Raw genomic sequence first — 18,162 nt, 5'->3', positions numbered from 1 at the left:
CGGGGTAATTCCCTCAATCGCCTGGTGCTGCCCCGCCATGATTGCGCGCAAAAGGTTTCCGGTCCCATGGCGGCGATCTGGCCGTCGATCAGCGCCTCGAAAGGTGCCAGCAAGGCGTCGAAGCGGCGCGGAGCCTCCAGTGCATTCAACGCCGCGACCACGGCCTCCACGGTCGACAACGCATCCGCCGCCGGTGCCTTGCGTACCCGGTAACGCGACGGTGCGCCGGGCGGCAGGGTGAGCCTGGGCAGGGCCGCCAACAGCGGATTGGCATGCAGCAGCAGGCGTGCCTTGCGCCAGGTGCCGTCGGGAATCACCAGCAGCCGTCGCGATTCTGTCGCAGCAGTGGGCGGCAACCGATCCACCGGGATCGCCCCGGGCCCGGGGAACAGCAGCCAGGCGTCATGGCCGACGAGCCAGAGCGGCAATTCGGCGAAGGTCTCGCCGATTTCGAGGCGTGCGTTGCTGAGTCCCAGCGCCGCCAGGCGTGCCGTGTTGAGCGGGTGACGGCGCTCACTGGGATGCTGCAGCAGCAGTACCCGGGTGCGGCTGGTCAGCGAGGGGATCAGCGCGCACAGGCACAACGGCAGGGGCCGCTGACAGCGCGCGCAGGCGGGACGGGACATCTGGACTTCCGGAGCGAATCGGGGCGGCGATCATACCGGATCACCGCCGCCCTCCCCGACTCAGCGATTGAAGCGGGCGGTGAGATCGTGCAGATAGTCGGCCATGCCTTCCAGTTCACGACTCAGTTCCGAGCCACGACGAGCCTGGGCGGAGCTGTGATCGGAGAGATCGGCGATGCGGCTGATCTGCCGGTTGATGTCTTCGGACACATGGCTCTGCTCTTCCACCGCGGTGGCCATCTGCTGGCTCATGGCGGTGATGAGGCTGACCGATTCGCTGATGCCTTCCAAAGACTCGCGTACCGCCGCCGAATGGCGTTCGCTCTGGCGCGAGGTCTCTTCGCCGCGACTGGCGGTGGCCACGGCGCGGTCGGCATTGGCCTGCAGATTGGCGATGATCTGGTGGATCTGTTCGGTGGATTCGCGAGTGCGGGAGGCCAGCGAGCGCACCTCGTCGGCCACCACGGCGAATCCGCGACCGGCCTCACCGGCACGGGCGGCCTCGATGGCGGCGTTGAGGGCCAGCAGGTTGGTCTGCTCGGCGATGGCGGTGATGACATCGGCGACGCTGCCGATGCTCTGGGTCGAACTGGCCAGTTCGCCCACGGCCTGGCCGATGTCGCTGACCGCGGCACCGAGTTCGCGCATGGACGTCAGGCTCTCTTCGGCCTTGTCACGCCCGGAGTGCACCAGGCTCTCGGCGTTGGCCGCCGCCTGAGCGGTCTCCTGGACGTTCTGCGAGACCTCGTGGATGGTGGAGGTCATCTGGGTGATGGCCGCGGCGGACTGGTCGGTCTCGTGGCGCTGCTGATCCAGCAATTCGGCCTCGGACTGGGCCAGCTGGGAGGATTCGCGCGCCTTGACGCGCACGCTGTCGCCCACGTCGGCCAGACGGGTCAGGGCCGTCTGCAGGCGCGCGGCTTCGCTGTGCAGCGCCAGATCCAGGCGTGCCGGAGCGCCGCACTGGTCGCTGTAGGTCGGGGCCACCACGGCACTGGAAAACATCTTCGGATGATCGGCGAGGATGCGCTCGATGCTGGCGCGCTGACGATAGAGCTGGTGCGCGCTGATACCCAGCAGCGCCGCGACGATGAGGACCGCCTGACTGGTGTCATCCAGCAGGAAATGGCCGCTCAGGATGACGCCGGTGGCCGCTACCGTCGACCAGCAGGCGGCGATGGCGCTGCCCAGGCGGCGGGTCACGGGCACGGGCGCCTTGCCGGCATTGATGCGGGCATAGAGTTCGCCAGCGCGACGGACTTCGCTGGCGCTGGGCAGCGAACGCACGGATTCGTAGCCGATCACCCGGCCCTGTTCGAGGATCGGGGTGACATAGGCGCTGACCCAGTAGAAATCGCCGTTCTTGCAGCGATTCTTGACGATGCCCATCCACGGCTTGCCCTCCTTGAGGGTCGCCCACATGTGGCCGAACACCGGCGGCGGCATGTCGGGATGACGCACCAGGTTGTGCGGACTGCCGATCAGCTCCTCCCTTGTATAGCCACTGATGGCGATGAAGGCCTCGTTGCAGTAGGTGATGTTCCCCTGCAGGTCAGTGGTGGAGATGAGTCGTTCCTCTTGCTTGAAGGTACGGCCTTGCTGGGTGACCGGCAAATTCGTGCGCATGCGGGTGCCTTATCTAGCGGGTTATCTACTCCGTGCGACATCAACCAGTTCAATGGTGGCCAACTGCCTGCACAGGCGCCAACGGTAACCATTTGGTTATCGTCATACTAACTATCGGCATGTTGCATCTGGGCTTTAAGGATGCGCTGAAAACTCTCGATAAGCGGCTCTCGTCCGCGTCCTCGACGGATGATGAGGGAGAACGGCGCCTGATAGCCGAAGGTCGCCGGCTGCAGGGCCTTGAGCCGGCCCTGATCGACCCAGGCGTGGACATAGTGCTCCGGCAGATAGCCGATATAGGCTCCGGAGAGAATCAGGATCAGTTGCGCCTCCATGCTTTCGACGGTGGCGGCGCTCTCCTTGAAGCCATGCCGAGCCAGTTCCGCCTGACTCCAGTAGCCCCGCCGCACCATGCGCTGGCGAGTGATCACCTCGGCGGGAATGCGCCGCTCCTGGAACAGCGGATGGCGATCGCTGCAGTAGAGCCAATGCTGCTCGCGATACAGCGGCTGATAGACCACCCCGTTCATCCGCGCGGAAAAGGCGCCCACCGCCAGATCCAGCCGCCCTTCCAGTACGCCGAGCTGCAATTCATAGGGGCTGGTCACGGCCAGGTGCAGGTGAACGCCAGGATAGTCGTGGGTATAGCTGCCGATCACATTGGCCAGCGGCAGCGCCGGCTCGCTGGACAGCGAATCCAGCACGCCCAGGTTGAGCGTACCGCTCAGCTCGCCCTTGAGGGTGGTGGCATAGCGTTCGAAGCCTTCGATCTCACCCAGGATGCGCAGGGTTTCCTGATGGAAGAGTTCACCCTTGCTGGTCAGGGCGAAACCACCACGACCGCGATGACAGAGGGTGATGCCGAGCTGACCCTCCAGCTGGCTCATGTAGGTGCTGATGGCCGAGGTCGACAGATTCAATTCCTGCTGCGCCGCGGCGAAGCCCTGGTGGCGTACCACACAGGCGAACAGCTTGAGCAGGCGGATGTCGTGGAGGGCATTGGCCATGGCGGACTCCCGGTGGACACGGCCCGGCAGTCTAGCCATTAGTTCAGAAATCTCTGAAGTGATTTTTTGTCCGCGCCGATTCTTCGGCTGGCGGCGGCTTTGCACAATCGGGTCATCAGCACAACGAGGATGACCCGTGGAAAAGATCCTGCACCAGCCGCTGGGCGGCAACGAGATGCCCCGTTTCGGCGGTATCGCCAGCATGCTGCGACTGCCCCACCTCACCTCCCCTCTTGGCCTGGACGCCGCCTTCATCGGCATACCGCTGGACATCGGTACCTCGCTGCGGTCCGGTACCCGCTTCGGTCCGCGGCAGCTGCGCAGCGAGTCGGTGATGATCAGGCCGTACAACATGGCCACCGGTGCAGCGCCCTTCGACTCCCTGAGTGTCGCCGACCTTGGCGACGTCGCCATCAACACCTTCAACCTGCTCGATACGGTACGCCTGATCGAGGAGCACTACGACCGGGTGCTGGAGCACGAGGCCATCCCCCTCACCCTGGGCGGTGACCACACCCTGACCCTGCCGATCCTGCGCGCCATGAAGAAGAAGTACGGCAAGGTCGGCCTGGTGCACGTGGACGCCCATGCCGACGTCAACGAGCACATGTTCGGCGAGAAGATCGCCCATGGCACCACCTTCCGCCGTGCGGTGGAGGAAGGCCTGCTGGACTGCGACCGGGTGGTGCAGATCGGCTTGCGCGCCCAGGGCTACGCCGCCGACGATTTCGACTGGTGCCGTGAGCAGGGCTTCCGGGTAATCCAGGCCGAGGAATGCTGGCACCGGTCGCTCACGCCCCTGATGGCCGAGGTCCGCGAGCGGGTTGGCGGCGGGCCGGTGTACCTGTCCTACGATATCGACAGCATCGACCCGGCCTGGGCGCCAGGCACCGGTACCCCGGAGATCGGCGGGCTGACCACCATCCAGGCGCTCGAGATCATCCGCGGCTGCCGCGGCCTCGACTTGGTGGGCTGCGACCTGGTGGAAGTCTCGCCGCCCTATGACACCACCGGCAACACCGCCCTGCTCGGTGCCAATCTGCTCTACGAGATGCTCTGCGTACTGCCGGGGGTGGCTTACCGCTGACGTTCCAAGGTGCGGCGACCCGCCATGACGGTCGCCCACCCGTTGCCTTTTTTTCGCTGCCGAACACCGGTGGGCCGCCTGGCCCGCCGACAACAAGAACGCGGGCCTGCCCCGCGGATAACCGTGTCGAGGCGTCATCCATGGACCATCATGACGGCATCACCCGTATCGAAACCTTTGGCGTCGAGCAGATTCCCGATCCCGAACGCCATGCCACGCCCTTCGATCTGTTCCGCCTGATCTTCGGCGGGGCCAATACCTTCGCCACCGCCGTGCTCGGCAGCTTTCCGATCCTGTTCGGCCTGTCGTTCCAGGCCGGGGTGCTGGCCATCGCGACCGGCGTCCTGTGCGGCGCCCTCATCCTGGCGCCCATGGGCCTGTTCGGGGCGCTCAACGGCACCAACAACGCCGTCTCCTCCGGCGCTCACTTCGGCGTCCATGGCCGTATCGTCGGCTCCTTTCTCTCGCTGCTGACCGCCATCGCCTTCTTCTCGCTGTCGGTATGGAGCTCCGGCGACGCCTTGGTGGGCGGCGCCCAGCGCCTGGCCGGACTGCCGGAGAACGCCCTCAGCCTGGGGCTGGCCTACGGGCTGTTCGCCGTGCTGGTACTGACGGTCTGCCTGTATGGCTTTCGCTTCATGCTATGGGTCAACAAGATCGCCGTGGTGAGTGCCAGCCTGCTGTTCCTGCTGGGCATCCCGGCCTTCGTCGGCGGCTTCGATGCCGGTTACGCCGGCACCCTGCGACTGGGCGAGCCCGGCTTCTGGGCGGCCTTCGTCGGCGCAGCGCTGGTGGCCATGAGCAATCCGGTGTCCTTTGGCGCCTTTCTCGGCGACTGGTCGCGCTACATTCCCCGACGCACGCCGCGCCTGCGCATCCTGCTGGCGGTGATCGCGGCCCAGGCCGCCACCCTGCTGCCCTTCCTGTTCGGCCTGGCCACCGCCTCGCTGGTGGCGGTAAAGGCCCCCGACTACATCGCCCAGAACAACTATGTCGGCGGCCTGCTGGCCATCGCCCCCACCTGGTATTTTTTGCCGGTCTGCCTGCTGGCGGTCATCGGCGGTCTTTCCACTGGTACCACGGCGCTCTATGGCACCGGCCTGGATCTCTCCAGCGTGCTGCCGCGGTTGCTGACCCGGGTGCGGGCGACCCTGCTGATCGGCCTGGCGGCCATCGCCTTCATCTTCATCGGGCGCTTCAGCTTCAACCTGGTACAGAGCGTGTCCACCTTCGCCGTGCTGATCGTGACCTGCACCAGCCCCTGGATGGTGATCATGATCCTCGGCCTGCTGGTACGCCGTGGCTTCTATTGCCCGGACGACCTGCAGGTGTTCACCCGCGGTGAGCAGGGGGGTCGCTACTGGTTCCACCATGGCTGGAACTGGCGCGGCATGGGCGCCTGGGTTCCCAGCGCCCTGCTCGGCCTCGCCTTCGTCAATCTTCCCGGCCAGTTCGTGGGCCCCCTGGGTGAGCTGGCGGGCGGCATCGACCTGAGCTTGCCGCTGGCGCTGGGCAGCGCCGCGCTGCTCTATCTGCTGCTGCTCCTGCTGTTCCCGGAACCGGCTGCCGTCTATGGCCCGGCCGGCGCACGGCGGCCCAGACGCCATGGTGCCCGCGCACCGCTGGACGGCATTCGCGCCGCCTGACCCCGAGCCCCTTCGATGGGCCGGTGCGTCCGGCCCTGCCTTCCGCTACAAGAGATCCCGTCAATGATCCTGGATATTTCCGTCGTCCTGGCCTACGCCCTGGCCATGCTCCTGCTCGGTTGGTACGGCATGCGCCGCGCGCGCAATCAGGAAGAATTCCTCGTCGCCGGCCGCAACCTCGGCCCGCTCTGCTACCTGGGCACCATGGCCGCCACCGTGCTGGGTGGCGCCGCCACCGTGGGCACGGTCCGCCTGGGCTACATCCATGGCCTGTCCGGCTTCTGGCTGTGTGCCATGCTGGGCGGCGGCATCCTGGTGCTCAACCTGTTCCTCGCCAAGCCGCTGCTCAAGCTGCGCATCTACACCGTGACCCAGGTGCTGGAACGGCGCTACACGCCGCTGGCCCGCCAGGCCAGCGCCGCGATCATGTTCATCTATGCGCTGATGCTCAGCGTGGTCTCGGTGCTGGCCATGGGCACGGTGATCCAGGTGCTGTTCGACCTGCCCTTCTGGAGCGCCATCCTGCTCGGCGGTGGCGTGGTGGTGATCTACTCCAGCATCGGCGGCATGTGGTCACTGACGCTGACCGATATCGTCCAGTTCGTCATCAAGACCGCGGGCCTGATGTTCGTGCTGCTGCCGATCTGCCTGACCCGAGTCGGCGGCTGGGACGCCCTGGTGGCCAAGCTGCCAGCCAGCGCCTTCGCCCTGACCACCCTCGGCTATGACACCATCCTCACCTACTTCCTGATCTATTTCTTCGGCATCCTCATCGGCCAGGACATCTGGCAGCGGGTCTTCACCGCTCGCAGCGAAGGCGTGGCGCGAGTGGCGGGCAGCCTGGCCGGCGTCTACTGCGTGATCTACGGCCTGGTGGGTGCCCTGATCGGCATGTGCGCCCGGGTGCTGCTGCCGGACCTCGCGGACGCCAACAATGCCTTCGCCGCCATCGTCCGTAGCGCCTTGCCCGACGGTATCCGCGGCCTGGTGATCGCCGCCGCCCTGGCGGCCATGATGTCCACCGCCAGTGCCGGGCTGCTGGCGGCCGCCACCACCCTGACCGAAGACCTGCTGCCGCGCCTGCGCGGCGGCAAGGCCTCGACCCTGGGCATGGCGCGTCTCTTCACCCTGCTCACCGGTCTGGCCGTGCTCGCCGTCGCCCTGCTGGTGAGCGACGTCATCGGTGCCCTGACGCTGGCCTACAACCTGCTGGTGGGCGGCATCCTGGTGCCGCTGCTCGGTGCCATCCTCTGGCCGCGTGCCACCACGGCCGGCGCCCTGGCAAGCATGCTGCTGGGTTCCGGCGCGGCCATCGTCTTCATGCTCAAGGACGGCCTGGAGGCCAATACGCCGATCTATTTCAGCCTGGGCCTGAGCCTGCTCAGCTTCGTGCTGGTGAGCCTGCTCACGGCGCGTACCCAGGTAGTCGCGCGGTCGGCCTAGCCGGCGATCACCGGTTCCAGGGCTTCCAGCCAGCAGACCACCGCCACGGCGCCACCATCGGGAATGCCGCGGACGCGTTCGCCCAGGTAGCTGGCGCGGCCCTGTGCCGGCAGCATCTCGGCGGTGGCCTCGGCCCCCTGGCGAGCGGCGGCGAGGGCTGTGGCAAAGGCCTGCGCGGGGCCGGCGCCCGCCTGGGCACCGGCGAGCAGGGCATCCGCCGCGGGCCGCAAGGCATCGAGCATGGTGCGCTGGCCCGGCTGGGCGCCACCCAGTTCGGCCAGGGCCTGGACGCCGCCGGCGAATGCGTCGGCCCACTGGGCCAGCGTGGGTCGCTCCACACCGTCCAGCAGCTGAGCGGCGCGGACCAGCGCACAGGCATAAAAGGGTCCGGAGCTGCCACCGATGGCGCGGCGCAGCGCCTGACCCATGGCCGCCAAGGCACTGGCGGGGGTGTACCAGGCGCTGGCCGGCAGGGCACGCAACGCCTCGGCGCCACGGGCCAGGCTGGTGCCCAGATCACCGTCACCCGCGCGGCTGTCCAGGTCGGTGAGGCGGGCTTCGTTGGCCAGCAGGCTGGCGATCACGGCGTCCACCGCCCCCTGCAGGGACTCCGCCAGGGGGCCCGGGGTACGGGGGTTCGCCTCGGATATCACCGCGGGGGTGGGCAATAAGGTGGGCGCAGCCGGTACCCGGCCGTCACCCGGCCAGGCACGGGCCAGGGTCGGCGCATCCAGCAGCGTCAGGCGCGCCTCGTCCACCGGCAGCAGCGACAGCGAACAGCCGGGCATGTCCAGCGCACTGAGGAAGGTACCGGTCCAGGCGCGCTCCACCACCAGGCCCCGCTGGCGCAACTGACTCAATGCCGCCCGTGCCACCAGGGCGAGTTCCAGCGGCGGCGTTGCACCGAGGCCATTGACCAGCAGCGCCAGGCGGGTGCCCGCGGGATAGCCGCCGTCTTCGACCAGGGTATCCAGCAGGCGCGCCACGGTGGCATCGGCGCCCAGCCAGGGGCCACGCTCGACGCCCTGCTCGCCGTGGATGCCGAGGCCCCATTCCACCTCATCCTCCGCCAGCTGGAAACCCGGGTGGCCCACGGCCGGTACCGTGCAGGCACCCAGGGCGACACCCATGCTGCGCAGGTCGGCGCTCGCCGCGCGGGCCAGGGCGGCTACCTCGACCAGGGATCGCCCGGCGGCGGCCGCTGCGCCCGCGAGTTTGTGGATCAGCACGGTCCCCGCGATACCCCGGCGCTTTTCCGGCGCTACGGTATGGCGCAAGGCGGCGTCGTCCGCCACCAGCACCGTCTCGACCGGAATGCCTTCGCTGCGCGCCAGTTCGGCGGCCAGCCCGAAGTTGAGGCGATCGCCGGTGTAGTTCTTGACCACCAGCAGGGCACCCGCCGGACCGGCCACCGCGCGGATGGCCGCCAGCACGGCATCGACGCTGGGGGAGGTGAAGACGTCGCCCGCCACCGCGGCGGTCAGCATGCCCTCACCGACGTAGCCGGCATGGGCCGGTTCATGACCACTGCCGCCGCCGGAAATCACCGCCACCGGGCGATCTCCCGTAGCGGCCAGGGGCTGGCGCAGGATGACCTGTTCCTCGGCCAGCAGGGCGAGTCCGGGGTCCAGGCTCACGAGTCCTTCGAGCAGCTCGCGAACCACGGTGGCGGGGCTATTGATCAGCTTCTTCATCGGGCACTCCTGAGGGCTAGGGGTCGCCGCAGTATGGCATGCGACCAGTGGCACGAACGGCGCGTCACCCGGGGCAGTCTGCCGAAGGGCCACCTACCGGAGCCCGTCCATGTCCTCTGCCCCTCACCGTCTGGAAAGCCTGGCCAAGGTCACCGGCGCCGCCCGCTACAGCGCCGACCTCTCCCACAGCGAGGTCGCGGGCACGCCGGCCCATGCCGCCCTGGTGCAGAGCGAACGGGCTCAGGGGCGTATCCAGCGCCTGGCAGTGGCAGCCGCCGAGCAGGCGCCCGGGGTGTTGTTGGTCATGACGCACCTGAACGCCCCGCGCCTGCAACCGATCACCACCCTGCCCGGCGGCGAACTGGGGCGCTTTCTGCCGTTGCAGGACGACCGCCTCCACTACAGCGGGCAGGTCGTCGCGGTGGTGGTGGCCGAGCGAGCGGACCAGGCCGAGTTCGCCGCCCAGCTGATCGAGGTGGAGTACGGCGCGGAGTCGCTGGGCCAGGACTTCGACTTCACCCGACTGCCCGTCGAGTATCCGGAAGTGGTCGGCGCCGGCGAACCGGCGATCACCGAGCGCGGCCAACCCGACGTCGCCTGGGCAGCGGCGCCGGAACGCCTGGAGCTGGAGTACACCACGGAGCCCCAGCACCACAATGCCCTGGAGCCCGGCGCCGCCCTGGCAGCCTGGGACAATCGGGGCCGACTGGTCGTGGATGCCGGCACCCAATTCACCTATGGCGACGCCTACGCCCTGGCGCAGGCCTTCGCGCTTGGCGTCAGCCAGGACTTTCCGGCGGTCATGCGCGCGGGCCGCGCCGAGCCCGACTTCTCCACCCACATCCGTTTTCGTTCGCCACTGGTCGGTGGGGGCTTCGGTGGCAAGAAGGGCAATGCCCATCCGCTGCTTGCGGCCATGGCCGCCAAGCTCTTCGGCCGCCCGGTGAAGCTGGTGCTGAGTCGACGCCAGACCTTCGCCCTGATGCCTTATCGCGGGGCGACCCGCCAGCGACTGCGCCTGGGTGGCCACCGCGATGGCCAGCTCAGCGTGCTGCTGCAGGATGCCCTGATCCAGAACGCCCACACCTCCAACTTCATCGAACCGGTCGGCGAGATGACGCCAAAGCTCTATGCCTGCCCACACCTGCGCACCGGCCACGCCACGGTGCGGCTGCCGCTCAATGCCCCGAGTTGGCTGCGCGCACCGGGGGTGGCAGTCAGCCAGTTCGCCGTGGAGAGTGCCCTGGACGAATGGGCCCACCATCTGCGTCTCGACCCGCTGGAGGTCCGCTTGCGCAACCATGCCGAGGTGGAGCCCCAGAGTGGCAACCCCTGGTCGAGCAAGAGTCTGCGCCAGTGCTATGCGGCCGGTGCGGCGGCCATCGGCTGGGCGGACCGCGATCCCGGCATCGGCGCCATGCGCGATGGCGAGCTGCTGATCGGCTACGGCATGGCGACCGCGGTCTACCACGTTGCCCAGATGGCGGCCTCGGCGCGCATCCGGCTGCAGGCGGACGGCACGGCGGACGTGGAAAGCTCGACCCACGAACTGGGCCAAGGCAGCTGGACGGCCCTGAGCCAACTCGCGGCCGAAGCCCTCGGCTTGCCCCTGGAACTCGTGCGCCTGCATGGCGGCGACACCGACCTGCCCTACAGCTCGCTGACCGCCAGCTCTTCCACCACCCTCAGCCTGGGCGCGGCCATCCAGGCGGCCGCCGACCACCTGCGCCAGCGCCTGGCCGCACTGGTCGATACCCCCTCGCCCGACGCCGGGGACTGGCGACTCGCCAAGGGCGCCCTGGTGAGCCGCACGGCCCCCGGGCAACGTCACGCCCTGGTGGAACTGCTCCGCCGCCATGACCTCGCGGAGGTGAGCGTCGAAGCCAGCACCGCCGGCCAGTTGGCGAATCGTCCCGCCCTCGGTCGCGCCGCCTTCGGCGCCCAGTTCGCCGAGGTCGCGGTGGACCCGCAGCTGGGTACGGTGCGGGTGCGCCGGCTGGTGGGGGCCTTCGCCGGCGGCCGTGTCGTCAATCGCCGGCTGGCGCAGAACCAGCTGGAAGGCGGCATGCTCTGGGGCCTGGGCCAGGCCCTGCTGGAGCAGAGCCGACTGGACCCGAGCCAGGGGCGCTGGATGAACGCCGACCTGGCCGAAGCCCTGGTGGCCACCCAGGCCGATGTGCCCGAGCTGCAGGCCCTGCTGCTGGACGAAGACGACAGCCGCGGGCATCCCCTGGGCATCAAGGGCCTCGGCGAAATCGGCGTGGTCGGCGTCGCCCCGGCCATCGCCAATGCCGTCTTCCATGCCACGGGCATACGGGTACGGCAGCTGCCCATCACCCTGGACCGGCTGCTCGGCTGAGCGAAACGACCTTCCGCCCGACCGGGGCGGCAGGCTATCGTCTGCGCTGGGAAGCTTTTCACGACCGGGATGTCTCACGCTGTTAGCCAGCCGCTCTCCTGCGCGCATTCCCCGCCGAGGTCCGTCATGCCGATCAAGATCGTTCCGCGCTCTGCCTGCCTGGGGTCGGAGATCACCCCCGAAGCCGTCTACCTGTCCCGGCGCCAGCTGCTCGGGGCCAGCGGCGCCCTGCTCGCCGGCGCCGCCCTGCCCGGCTGGGCGCTGGCGGCCGCTTCCAGCTATGGCGACGTCGAAGCCGCCAAGGGCCCGGACTGGTTCGAACGCAAGCTGCCCGCTACCCGCTGGCAGGCGGCCACGGTGAAGGGCGAGGACATCACGCCCTTCAAGGACGCCACCCATTACAACAACTTCTATGAGTTCGGGCCGGACAAGAGCGATCCCGCCGCCCACGCCGCTCAGCTGCCCACCCAGCCCTGGAGCGTGGTGGTCGATGGCGAGGTGGGCAAACCCGGCACCTACGGTCTTGAAGACCTGTTCGGGCCCGATACCCTGGAGGAGCGCATCTACCGCATGAGGTGCGTCGAGGCCTGGTCGATGGTCATCCCCTGGCTGGGCTTTCCGCTAGCCAGTTTGCTCAAGCGGGTCGAACCCACGGGCAAGGCGCGCTACGTGAAGTTCGAGACGCTAAAGGACCCGCAGCACATGCCCGGCATGAATTCCAGCTTCGCCCTGCTGGACTGGCCCTATGTGGAAGGCCTGCGCCTGGATGAAGCCATGCATCCGCTGACGCTGATGACGGTGGGCATGTACGGCCGGGTGCTGCCCAACCAGAACGGCGCGCCGCTGCGGCTGATCGTGCCCTGGAAGTACGGCTTCAAGGGCATCAAGTCCATCGTGCGCATCAGCCTGGTGGAAGAGCAACCCCGCACCACCTGGCAAGGCATGGCACCCAACGAGTACGGCTTCTATGCCAACGTCAATCCGGAAGTGGATCACCCGCGCTGGAGCCAGGCCCGCGAACGCCGGCTACCCAGCGGCCTGTTCAGCCCCAACGTGCGACCAACACTGATGTTCAACGGCTATGGCGAGGAAGTGGCGTCGCTCTACAGCGGCATGGATCTGCGGAGAAACTACTGATGGGATTGCTGCTCTGGCGGGTCGCGGTGTTCGTCGCCGCACTCTGCCCGCCGCTGTGGTGGCTGTACCAGGCCTGGATCTTCGCCCTTGGCCCGGATCCGGGCAAGGCGCTGGTGGACAAGCTAGGGACCGGCGCCCTGGTGCTGCTGTTGCTGACGCTGAGTCTGACCCCGCTGTCGCGCCTCACCCGCTGGAAGCTCTGGCCGGTGATCCGCCGTCAGCTCGGCCTCTGGACCTTCACCTATGCCCTGCTGCACTTCCTGGGCTACCTGGCCTTCGTGCTGGGCTTCGACCTGTCGCAACTGGGCGTGGAGTTGCAGCGCCGCCCCTACATCATCGTCGGTGCCGCGGCGTTGCTGATCCTGCTGGTCCTGGCCGTTACCTCCAATCGCCCGGCCATGCGCCGCCTGGGCAAGCGCTGGAAGGAGCTGCATCGGCTGGCCTACCTGGTGCTGGGCCTGGGCCTGCTGCACTACCTCTGGATCGTGCGCTCGGACCTGGAAGAGTGGGCGATCTACGCCGCCATCGGCGCCGCGCTGCTGGCCTTCCGCCTGGTGGATGGATGGCGCCGTAAAAGGCGCAGTCGGGCAGCGACCGTCCCTGCGCGCTGATTACCACTGCCGAGACGGAGGGGTCGACCCTTCATGCCTCAAGACCATAGGGGTGGTATTAAATACAGCTATTCAGGAGTGCGGGTGGACTGCCACGGCTCACAGGGCGGTCATAAATAGGCCTGGCGCCAGCGGGCCAGGCCGTTGCCCTGGAGGCGGTCGGTCAGCGCTGCGCGGCCTGGCGCAGGCCCTTCAGGGTGTTGAGCGGGGCATCCACCACGAAGCTGTTGGCCAGCCAGGACGGCACGCTGCCACCCGGCTCGCTCTGGGCCTCGTAGGTCACTTCCGAGCCGCCGTTTTTCGGTACCACGCGCCACTGGCCCTGGAAGCTGGCAACCCGTACGTAGCCGTCGGCGGCGGGACGATAGTCCGGCTGGCCTTCGAGGGTGCGGGTGAAGCCGCCATCGGGCGTCTTCTGCTCGGTAATGTGCAGCACCACGTCACGGGCGGTTACCGGCCAGGGCATGTCGATGCGCATGTAGGTCCAGGCCTGGTTGTCCTGGCGCTTGAGCACCTGCAGCGACTGGCAGCGGAAGATCCATTTGCAGGAGCCCACCGGATCGTCCTGCCGCTTGGCGATGGTGGCCGGATCGGCCTTGATCTGGACCACGCCGCGGTAGGCCTTGTACTTGGAGCCGGCGACGGCCCGGGTATAGACCTGGATCCCGTCTTCCTGCTTGGCGAGTTCCCAGTCCTCGGCCTGGGCCAGGCCGGTGGCTGCGAGCAGAGTCAGGGCGAGGATGGAGCGAAGCGGCTTGTGCATGGGACGTCCCTTGTTGTTGTGGTTGTCGGAGAGCGCAATTCAAAACCGGATCAGGCAGCGGTTTCACCTTCGAGGCGCAGCAGGATGGCCATGGCCTCGGCGCTGCTGGTACCGCAGAACGCCAGTTCGGCCTGGAAGCCGCCGCACACCGCCGGGCGCAGCGGCGAGCCGAACAGGTCGCAGCGATTGGTGCTGTCCAAATGAGCGCAGCGCACCCCGGAGGGCTTGCCCTGGGGCATGCGTGGCAGCGGTGAGGAGATCGAGGGCGCGATGCAACAGGCGCCACAACCCGGACGGCACTCCATGGGTGAAACTCGCAGAGAAAGAGGGTTCAAGCTTAAGAGCAAGGCTGGGGCCTCACAAGCGAATCGTGACCAGATGTCGCTATCGAGTCATGAATGTAACGTCCATTCGCACCTCGCCACGCAACCCCGCGGCCTTTCCACCGTCTTATCTGCGACGAGCGAGGCGGCTGCCCGAGGGCGTGACGATGAAGCATTGGCTGGTGCTGGACCTGGAAGCGACCACCGACGAAGGCGGCTGGCCGCTGGAGTTGATGGAGATCATCGAGATCGGCGCGGTGATGGTGGATACCGAGGGCCAGGAGCTCGGTCGCTATCAGAGTTTCGTCCAGCCCCGGCGCCTGCCGCTGCTGACGCCCTTCTGCCGCGACCTCACCCATATCAGCCAGGCCGACGTCGATGGCGCCGAGCCCCTGGAAAGTACCTGGCCGGCGTTCGAGGCCTGGCTGGGCGCCTATGAGACCACCCTCGCCGGCTGGTGCAGCTGGGGCGATTTCGACCGCCGTCTGCTGGAGCGGGCCTGGCGCGAATACGATCTGCACACCCACCTCGCCCGGGTCCCGCATCGCAATCTCAAGCAGGCCTTCGCCAAGGCCCGTGGCCTGGCGCGTCCGCTGGGTCTCACCGCCGCCCTGGAATCGGCCGGACTGGCCTTTACCGGGGTGCTGCACCGCGCCGAGACCGACGCGCGCAACACCGCCAAGCTGATACCGGCCAGCCTGCCGGCGCTCGCGCGCTAGCCTCGTCTGGAGCGGTGACAGTGGGCCTCGGCCTTGGGCATACTCGCCGACGGTTCTAACCGCTCTCGCACAAGGAAATCCAATGTTCAAGGTCAACGAATACTTCGACGGCACCGTCAAATCCATCGCCTTCAGCCTCAAGTCCAAGCCTGCCACCCTGGGCGTCATGGCCCCCGGCGAATACGAATTCGGCACCAGCCAGCTGGAGATCATGCACGTGGTGGCCGGCGCCCTGACCGTGAAGCTGCCGGGCAGCGAGACCTGGGAAACCTTCGCCGCGGGCAGCCAGTTCACCGTGCCGGCCAACGCCAAGTTCCAGCTCAAGGTCGCGGAAGACACCGCCTACCTCTGCGAATACCACTGAGTTCGGCCGCCCGAGCCGGCAGGCGGGAGTCCGTTGTCCCGCCTGAACGCTTCCGCTTCGCCCCGGTCCTAAGCGACACCGCCGCTTTCGGAACCGTCGCCATGTCGCCAGTCGCAGCCCAGGGCCTTCGCCAGCCGAGCCATGCCCGCCCCTTCGAGCACCAGCCCCGGAATCTCCCGACGCATGGGATAGCCCTTGCGCAACGCGTCGAACGCCTGAGCCCGCGCCTGGGCCGGCAAGGCGAGGGTCGCGCGTAGCGCCGCATCGTCGTCGCGCGGGTCATAGACCGCACGACAGACGCGCCTGAAGGCCGTCGCCTCGGGCGTATCCGCGCCAAACACCAGGCGCTCCAACTGCTGCGGCGGCAACAGATCGCCCAGACCCAGCCGCGGCGTTTCCCCGGTCCAGGCGCAGAACGCCTCGTAGATCTGCGCCGTGCCGCGCCACTTGCCTTCCAGGCTGTGCCCGGCGATATGGGGCGTCACCAGCTGACAGAGACGGGCCAATTCAGGATCGATACCGGGCTCGCCTTCCCAGACATCCAGTGCCACCGCCAGCTCGGCGCCACCCGCCAGATGCGCACGCAGCGCAGCGTTGTCGATCACCTCGCCCCGGCAGGCATTGAGCAGCCAGGTTCCCGGACGCAGGCTGGCGAGGCGAGCGCCATCGAACAGGTGCAGGGTGCGCCGCTCGCCATCACGGATCAGCGGGGTGTGCAGACAGAGCACGTCGCAGCGCTCGACCAGCTCGTCGAGGCCGTGGAAGTCGCCCTGCTCAATCGCCTGACGTGGGGGATCGCAGACCAGCACCGTCCAGCCCAGTCCGCGCAGCACCTCGGCCAGGCGGCCCCCGACCTGGCCGGCGCCGACGATGCCATAGGTGCGCCCGGCCAGATCGGCGCCAGCGCCATCGGCCAGCGCCAGCAGGGCGCCGAGCACCCAGTCCACCACGCCGCGGGCATTGCAGCCGGGCGCATTGCTCCAGCGGATGCCCGCCTGCTCCAGATAGCCGAGGTCCAGATGATCGGTACCTATGGTGCAGGTGCCGACGAAGCCGACCCGAGATCCGGCCAGCAGCGCCGCGTCGACGCGGGTGATGGAGCGCACCAGCAGCGCATCGGCGCGACTCACGGCAGCGCGGTCGAAGGCGCGACCGGGAAGGCGTTCGAGAGTGGCGTGGGTGCCGAAGAAGGCGTCCAGCAGCGGTATGTTTTCGTCGGCGAGAATGTGCATGCCTGGGCACTCGCAAGGGCGGGGACCGGCACTTTAGCAGGCCACCGGCAGCAGGCAACGGTCGCCGCGAGGGTTGCCACCCGGGCCATGAGGACTAGACTATCGGCCCCGAAGCTGACCGAACGATCAAGTGACCGCCTCCCTGCCCCGCATCAGACGTGAATTCGGCGCCCTGCTCTCCCTGGCCGCGCCCATCGTCATCGCCCAGCTCTCCCATTCGGCCATGGGCTTCGTCGACGCCGTCATGGCCGGTCGCGTTGGCCCGCTGGACCTCGCCGCCGTCGCCCTGGGCAATTCCGTGTGGATTCCAGTGTTCCTGCTGATGACCGGCATCCTGCTGGCGACCACGCCCAAGGTGGCCGAGCGCCATGGCGGCGGCCGCAGCCAGGAGATCGGCCCGCTGGTCCGCCAGGCGCTCTGGCTGGCCTTGGGCTGCGGCCTCATCGCCAGCCTGCTGCTGCTCAACGCCCGACCGCTGCTGGTGGCCATGCACGTCGACGCCCAGCTGATCGGGCCGACCCTGCTCTATCTCAAGGGCATCGCCATGGGCTTGCCCGCCACGGCCTTCTACTATGTGCTGCGCTGCTTCAGCGACGGTCTCGGGCGTACCCGGCCGGCGATGCTGGTGGGCCTCGCCGGACTGGCCCTGAACGTGCCGCTGAACTGGATCTTCATCCATGGGCACCTGGGCATGCCAGCCCTGGGCGGCGCCGGGTGCGGCTTCGCCTCGGGCACGGTGATGTGGGCGATGCTGCTGGCCATGCTGGCGATCATCCGCACCGAGCGCTATCGCGCCTGCGCCATCTTCGCCCGCTTCGAGCGACCGCACGGACCCACGCTGCGCGCCCTGCTGGCCATCGGCGTGCCCATCGGCATCGCGGTGTTCGCCGAATCCAGCATCTTTTCCGTGGTGGCCCTGCTGATCGGCGAGCTGGGTCCGACCGTGGTCGCCGGGCACCAGGTGGCGCTCAATTTCTCCGGCCTGGTGTTCATGGTGCCCCTGGCCCTGGGCATGGCGGTGACGGTGCGGGTCGGCCAGGCGCTGGGGCGCGGCGAACCGCGCGAGGCGCGCTTTTCCGCCGGGGTCGGCATGGCCGCCGGACTGCTCTGCGCCTGCGTTTCCTGCACCCTGATGCTGACCGCGCGCACGGCTATCGCCGGCCTCTATTCCCAGGACCAGGCGGTGATCCAGCTGGCGGCCTCGCTGCTGGTGTTCGCCGGCATCTTCCAGTTCTCCGATGCCATCCAGGTGACCGCCGCGGGCGCCCTGCGCGGTTATCAGGATACCCGCGCGACCATGGTCATCACCCTGCTGGCCTACTGGGGCGTGGGCCTGCCGGTGGGCTGGGCGCTGGGGCTGAGCGACTGGTTCGGGGCACCAAGGGGTCCGGCCGGCCTCTGGCAGGGTCTGGTACTGGGGCTGACCTGCGCGGCCATCCTGCTCTCGGTGCGGCTGGCCCGCAGTGCCCGGCGACGCATCCACAGCGCCAAGCCCTTGCTACACTGACCCCCTCTCGTCGGACGG

At 68.2% G+C, this 18,162-nt stretch carries 15 protein-coding genes and 2 pseudogenes; 9 read left to right on the top strand and 8 right to left on the bottom strand.

The window, feature by feature from the left end; translation table 11 throughout:
* Positions 1-13: 13 nt before the first annotated feature.
* The 4 genes and pseudogenes from QE393_RS07010 to QE393_RS07000 all read right to left on the bottom strand — a co-directional run bounded on the left by QE393_RS07010 (position 14) and on the right by QE393_RS07000 (position 3,259).
* Positions 14-626 (bottom strand): annotated as a pseudogene (locus QE393_RS07010) (tRNA-uridine aminocarboxypropyltransferase).
* A 60-nt stretch (positions 627-686) separates the two neighbouring features.
* Positions 687-1,829, bottom strand: coding sequence for a methyl-accepting chemotaxis protein (locus QE393_RS07005; protein ID WP_405046282.1), 1,143 nt, complete (start codon positions 1,827-1,829; stop codon positions 687-689).
* 93 nt (positions 1,830-1,922) lie between these two features.
* Positions 1,923-2,252, bottom strand: a pseudogene (locus QE393_RS22480) (PAS domain-containing protein); the annotation flags it as partial.
* Positions 2,253-2,359: 107 nt separating this feature from the next.
* Positions 2,360-3,259, bottom strand: a complete 900-nt coding sequence (locus tag QE393_RS07000) for a LysR family transcriptional regulator (RefSeq protein ID WP_310042701.1) — start codon at positions 3,257-3,259, stop codon at positions 2,360-2,362.
* 136 nt (positions 3,260-3,395) lie between these two features.
* Here QE393_RS07000 and speB point away from each other — a divergent pair, with 136 nt between their 5' ends.
* From speB to QE393_RS06985, 3 genes are all read left to right on the top strand, one after another.
* Entirely contained in the window at positions 3,396-4,346 is a 951-nt protein-coding gene (speB, locus tag QE393_RS06995; protein WP_273807038.1) for an agmatinase, read from the top strand.
* A 140-nt stretch (positions 4,347-4,486) separates the two neighbouring features.
* A complete protein-coding gene (locus QE393_RS06990; protein ID WP_273807036.1) occupies positions 4,487-5,992 on the top strand; it encodes a cytosine permease in 1,506 nt (501 codons plus the stop codon).
* Between the two features lie 63 nt (positions 5,993-6,055).
* Entirely contained in the window at positions 6,056-7,435 is a 1,380-nt protein-coding gene (locus QE393_RS06985) for a sodium:solute symporter (protein ID WP_273807035.1), read from the top strand.
* Here QE393_RS06985 and QE393_RS06980 read toward each other — a convergent pair.
* Positions 7,432-9,129, bottom strand: coding sequence for a dihydroxyacetone kinase family protein (locus QE393_RS06980; protein ID WP_310042699.1), 1,698 nt, complete (start codon positions 9,127-9,129; stop codon positions 7,432-7,434). The genes QE393_RS06985 and QE393_RS06980 overlap by 4 nt on opposite strands.
* 109 nt (positions 9,130-9,238) lie before the next feature.
* Between QE393_RS06980 and QE393_RS06975 the strand changes: the two genes are divergently transcribed.
* The 3 genes from QE393_RS06975 (at position 9,239) to msrQ (ending at position 13,236) form a co-directional block, all read left to right on the top strand.
* The gene (locus tag QE393_RS06975; protein WP_273807033.1) at positions 9,239-11,488 is read left to right on the top strand and encodes a xanthine dehydrogenase family protein molybdopterin-binding subunit; all 2,250 of its coding nucleotides are present in this window, start codon (positions 9,239-9,241) and stop codon (positions 11,486-11,488) included.
* Between the two features lie 126 nt (positions 11,489-11,614).
* Positions 11,615-12,625 carry a protein-methionine-sulfoxide reductase catalytic subunit MsrP gene (gene msrP / locus QE393_RS06970; RefSeq protein WP_273807032.1) on the top strand — a complete coding sequence of 337 codons (1,011 nt, stop codon included), beginning with the start codon at positions 11,615-11,617 and terminating at the stop codon, positions 12,623-12,625.
* Complete coding sequence (gene msrQ / locus QE393_RS06965; protein WP_273807031.1) at positions 12,625-13,236, top strand: protein-methionine-sulfoxide reductase heme-binding subunit MsrQ; 612 nt, start codon at positions 12,625-12,627, stop codon at positions 13,234-13,236. Before msrP ends, msrQ begins: the two co-directional genes overlap by 1 nt.
* A 163-nt stretch (positions 13,237-13,399) precedes the next feature.
* Here the strand turns inward: msrQ and QE393_RS06960 are convergent, their stop codons facing one another.
* Positions 13,400-13,999: an START domain-containing protein gene (locus tag QE393_RS06960; RefSeq protein ID WP_273807030.1), complete on the bottom strand. Its 600-nt coding sequence runs from the start codon at positions 13,997-13,999 to the stop codon at positions 13,400-13,402.
* Between the two features lie 50 nt (positions 14,000-14,049).
* Positions 14,050-14,304: a YkgJ family cysteine cluster protein gene (locus tag QE393_RS06955; protein WP_027597778.1), complete on the bottom strand. Its 255-nt coding sequence runs from the start codon at positions 14,302-14,304 to the stop codon at positions 14,050-14,052.
* A gap of 185 nt (positions 14,305-14,489) precedes the next feature.
* On the opposite strand from QE393_RS06955, the gene QE393_RS06950 reads away from it, so the two are divergent.
* On the top strand, positions 14,490-15,041 hold the full coding sequence (locus tag QE393_RS06950) for an exonuclease domain-containing protein (protein WP_273807029.1): 552 nt from the start codon (positions 14,490-14,492) through the stop codon (positions 15,039-15,041).
* An 82-nt stretch (positions 15,042-15,123) separates the two neighbouring features.
* Positions 15,124-15,405 (top strand): pyrimidine/purine nucleoside phosphorylase, encoded by a 282-nt coding sequence (locus QE393_RS06945; RefSeq protein ID WP_273807028.1) that lies wholly within the window; start codon positions 15,124-15,126, stop codon positions 15,403-15,405.
* A gap of 68 nt (positions 15,406-15,473) precedes the next feature.
* Here the strand turns inward: QE393_RS06945 and pdxB are convergent, their stop codons facing one another.
* Positions 15,474-16,637, bottom strand: coding sequence for a 4-phosphoerythronate dehydrogenase PdxB (gene pdxB / locus QE393_RS06940; RefSeq protein ID WP_310042697.1), 1,164 nt, complete (start codon positions 16,635-16,637; stop codon positions 15,474-15,476).
* A gap of 130 nt (positions 16,638-16,767) precedes the next feature.
* Here pdxB and QE393_RS06935 point away from each other — a divergent pair, with 130 nt between their 5' ends.
* Entirely contained in the window at positions 16,768-18,144 is a 1,377-nt protein-coding gene (locus QE393_RS06935) for an MATE family efflux transporter (protein ID WP_273807026.1), read from the top strand.
* Positions 18,145-18,162 lie beyond the last annotated feature (18 nt).

Source organism: Pseudomonas sp. SORGH_AS_0211 (assembly GCF_031453455.1).
Classification (GTDB): domain Bacteria; phylum Pseudomonadota; class Gammaproteobacteria; order Pseudomonadales; family Pseudomonadaceae; genus Chryseomonas; species Chryseomonas aestiva.
Note: the sequence above shows the minus strand (reverse complement) of the source record. Positions and strands in the feature narration are given on the sequence as shown.

Coding starts and splice junctions, on each gene's coding strand:
- pdxB (WP_310042697.1), bottom strand. CDS start 16,637: ATGCACATTCTCGCCGACGAAAACATACCGCTGCTGGACGCCTTCTTC.
- QE393_RS06955 (WP_027597778.1), bottom strand. CDS start 14,304: ATGGAGTGCCGTCCGGGTTGTGGCGCCTGTTGCATCGCGCCCTCGATC.
- QE393_RS06990 (WP_273807036.1), top strand. CDS start 4,487: ATGGACCATCATGACGGCATCACCCGTATCGAAACCTTTGGCGTCGAG.
- QE393_RS06945 (WP_273807028.1), top strand. CDS start 15,124: ATGTTCAAGGTCAACGAATACTTCGACGGCACCGTCAAATCCATCGCC.
- QE393_RS06975 (WP_273807033.1), top strand. CDS start 9,239: ATGTCCTCTGCCCCTCACCGTCTGGAAAGCCTGGCCAAGGTCACCGGC.
- QE393_RS06950 (WP_273807029.1), top strand. CDS start 14,490: ATGAAGCATTGGCTGGTGCTGGACCTGGAAGCGACCACCGACGAAGGC.
- QE393_RS06960 (WP_273807030.1), bottom strand. CDS start 13,999: ATGCACAAGCCGCTTCGCTCCATCCTCGCCCTGACTCTGCTCGCAGCC.
- msrP (WP_273807032.1), top strand. CDS start 11,615: ATGCCGATCAAGATCGTTCCGCGCTCTGCCTGCCTGGGGTCGGAGATC.
- QE393_RS06980 (WP_310042699.1), bottom strand. CDS start 9,129: ATGAAGAAGCTGATCAATAGCCCCGCCACCGTGGTTCGCGAGCTGCTC.
- QE393_RS07000 (WP_310042701.1), bottom strand. CDS start 3,259: ATGGCCAATGCCCTCCACGACATCCGCCTGCTCAAGCTGTTCGCCTGT.
- msrQ (WP_273807031.1), top strand. CDS start 12,625: ATGGGATTGCTGCTCTGGCGGGTCGCGGTGTTCGTCGCCGCACTCTGC.
- QE393_RS06985 (WP_273807035.1), top strand. CDS start 6,056: ATGATCCTGGATATTTCCGTCGTCCTGGCCTACGCCCTGGCCATGCTC.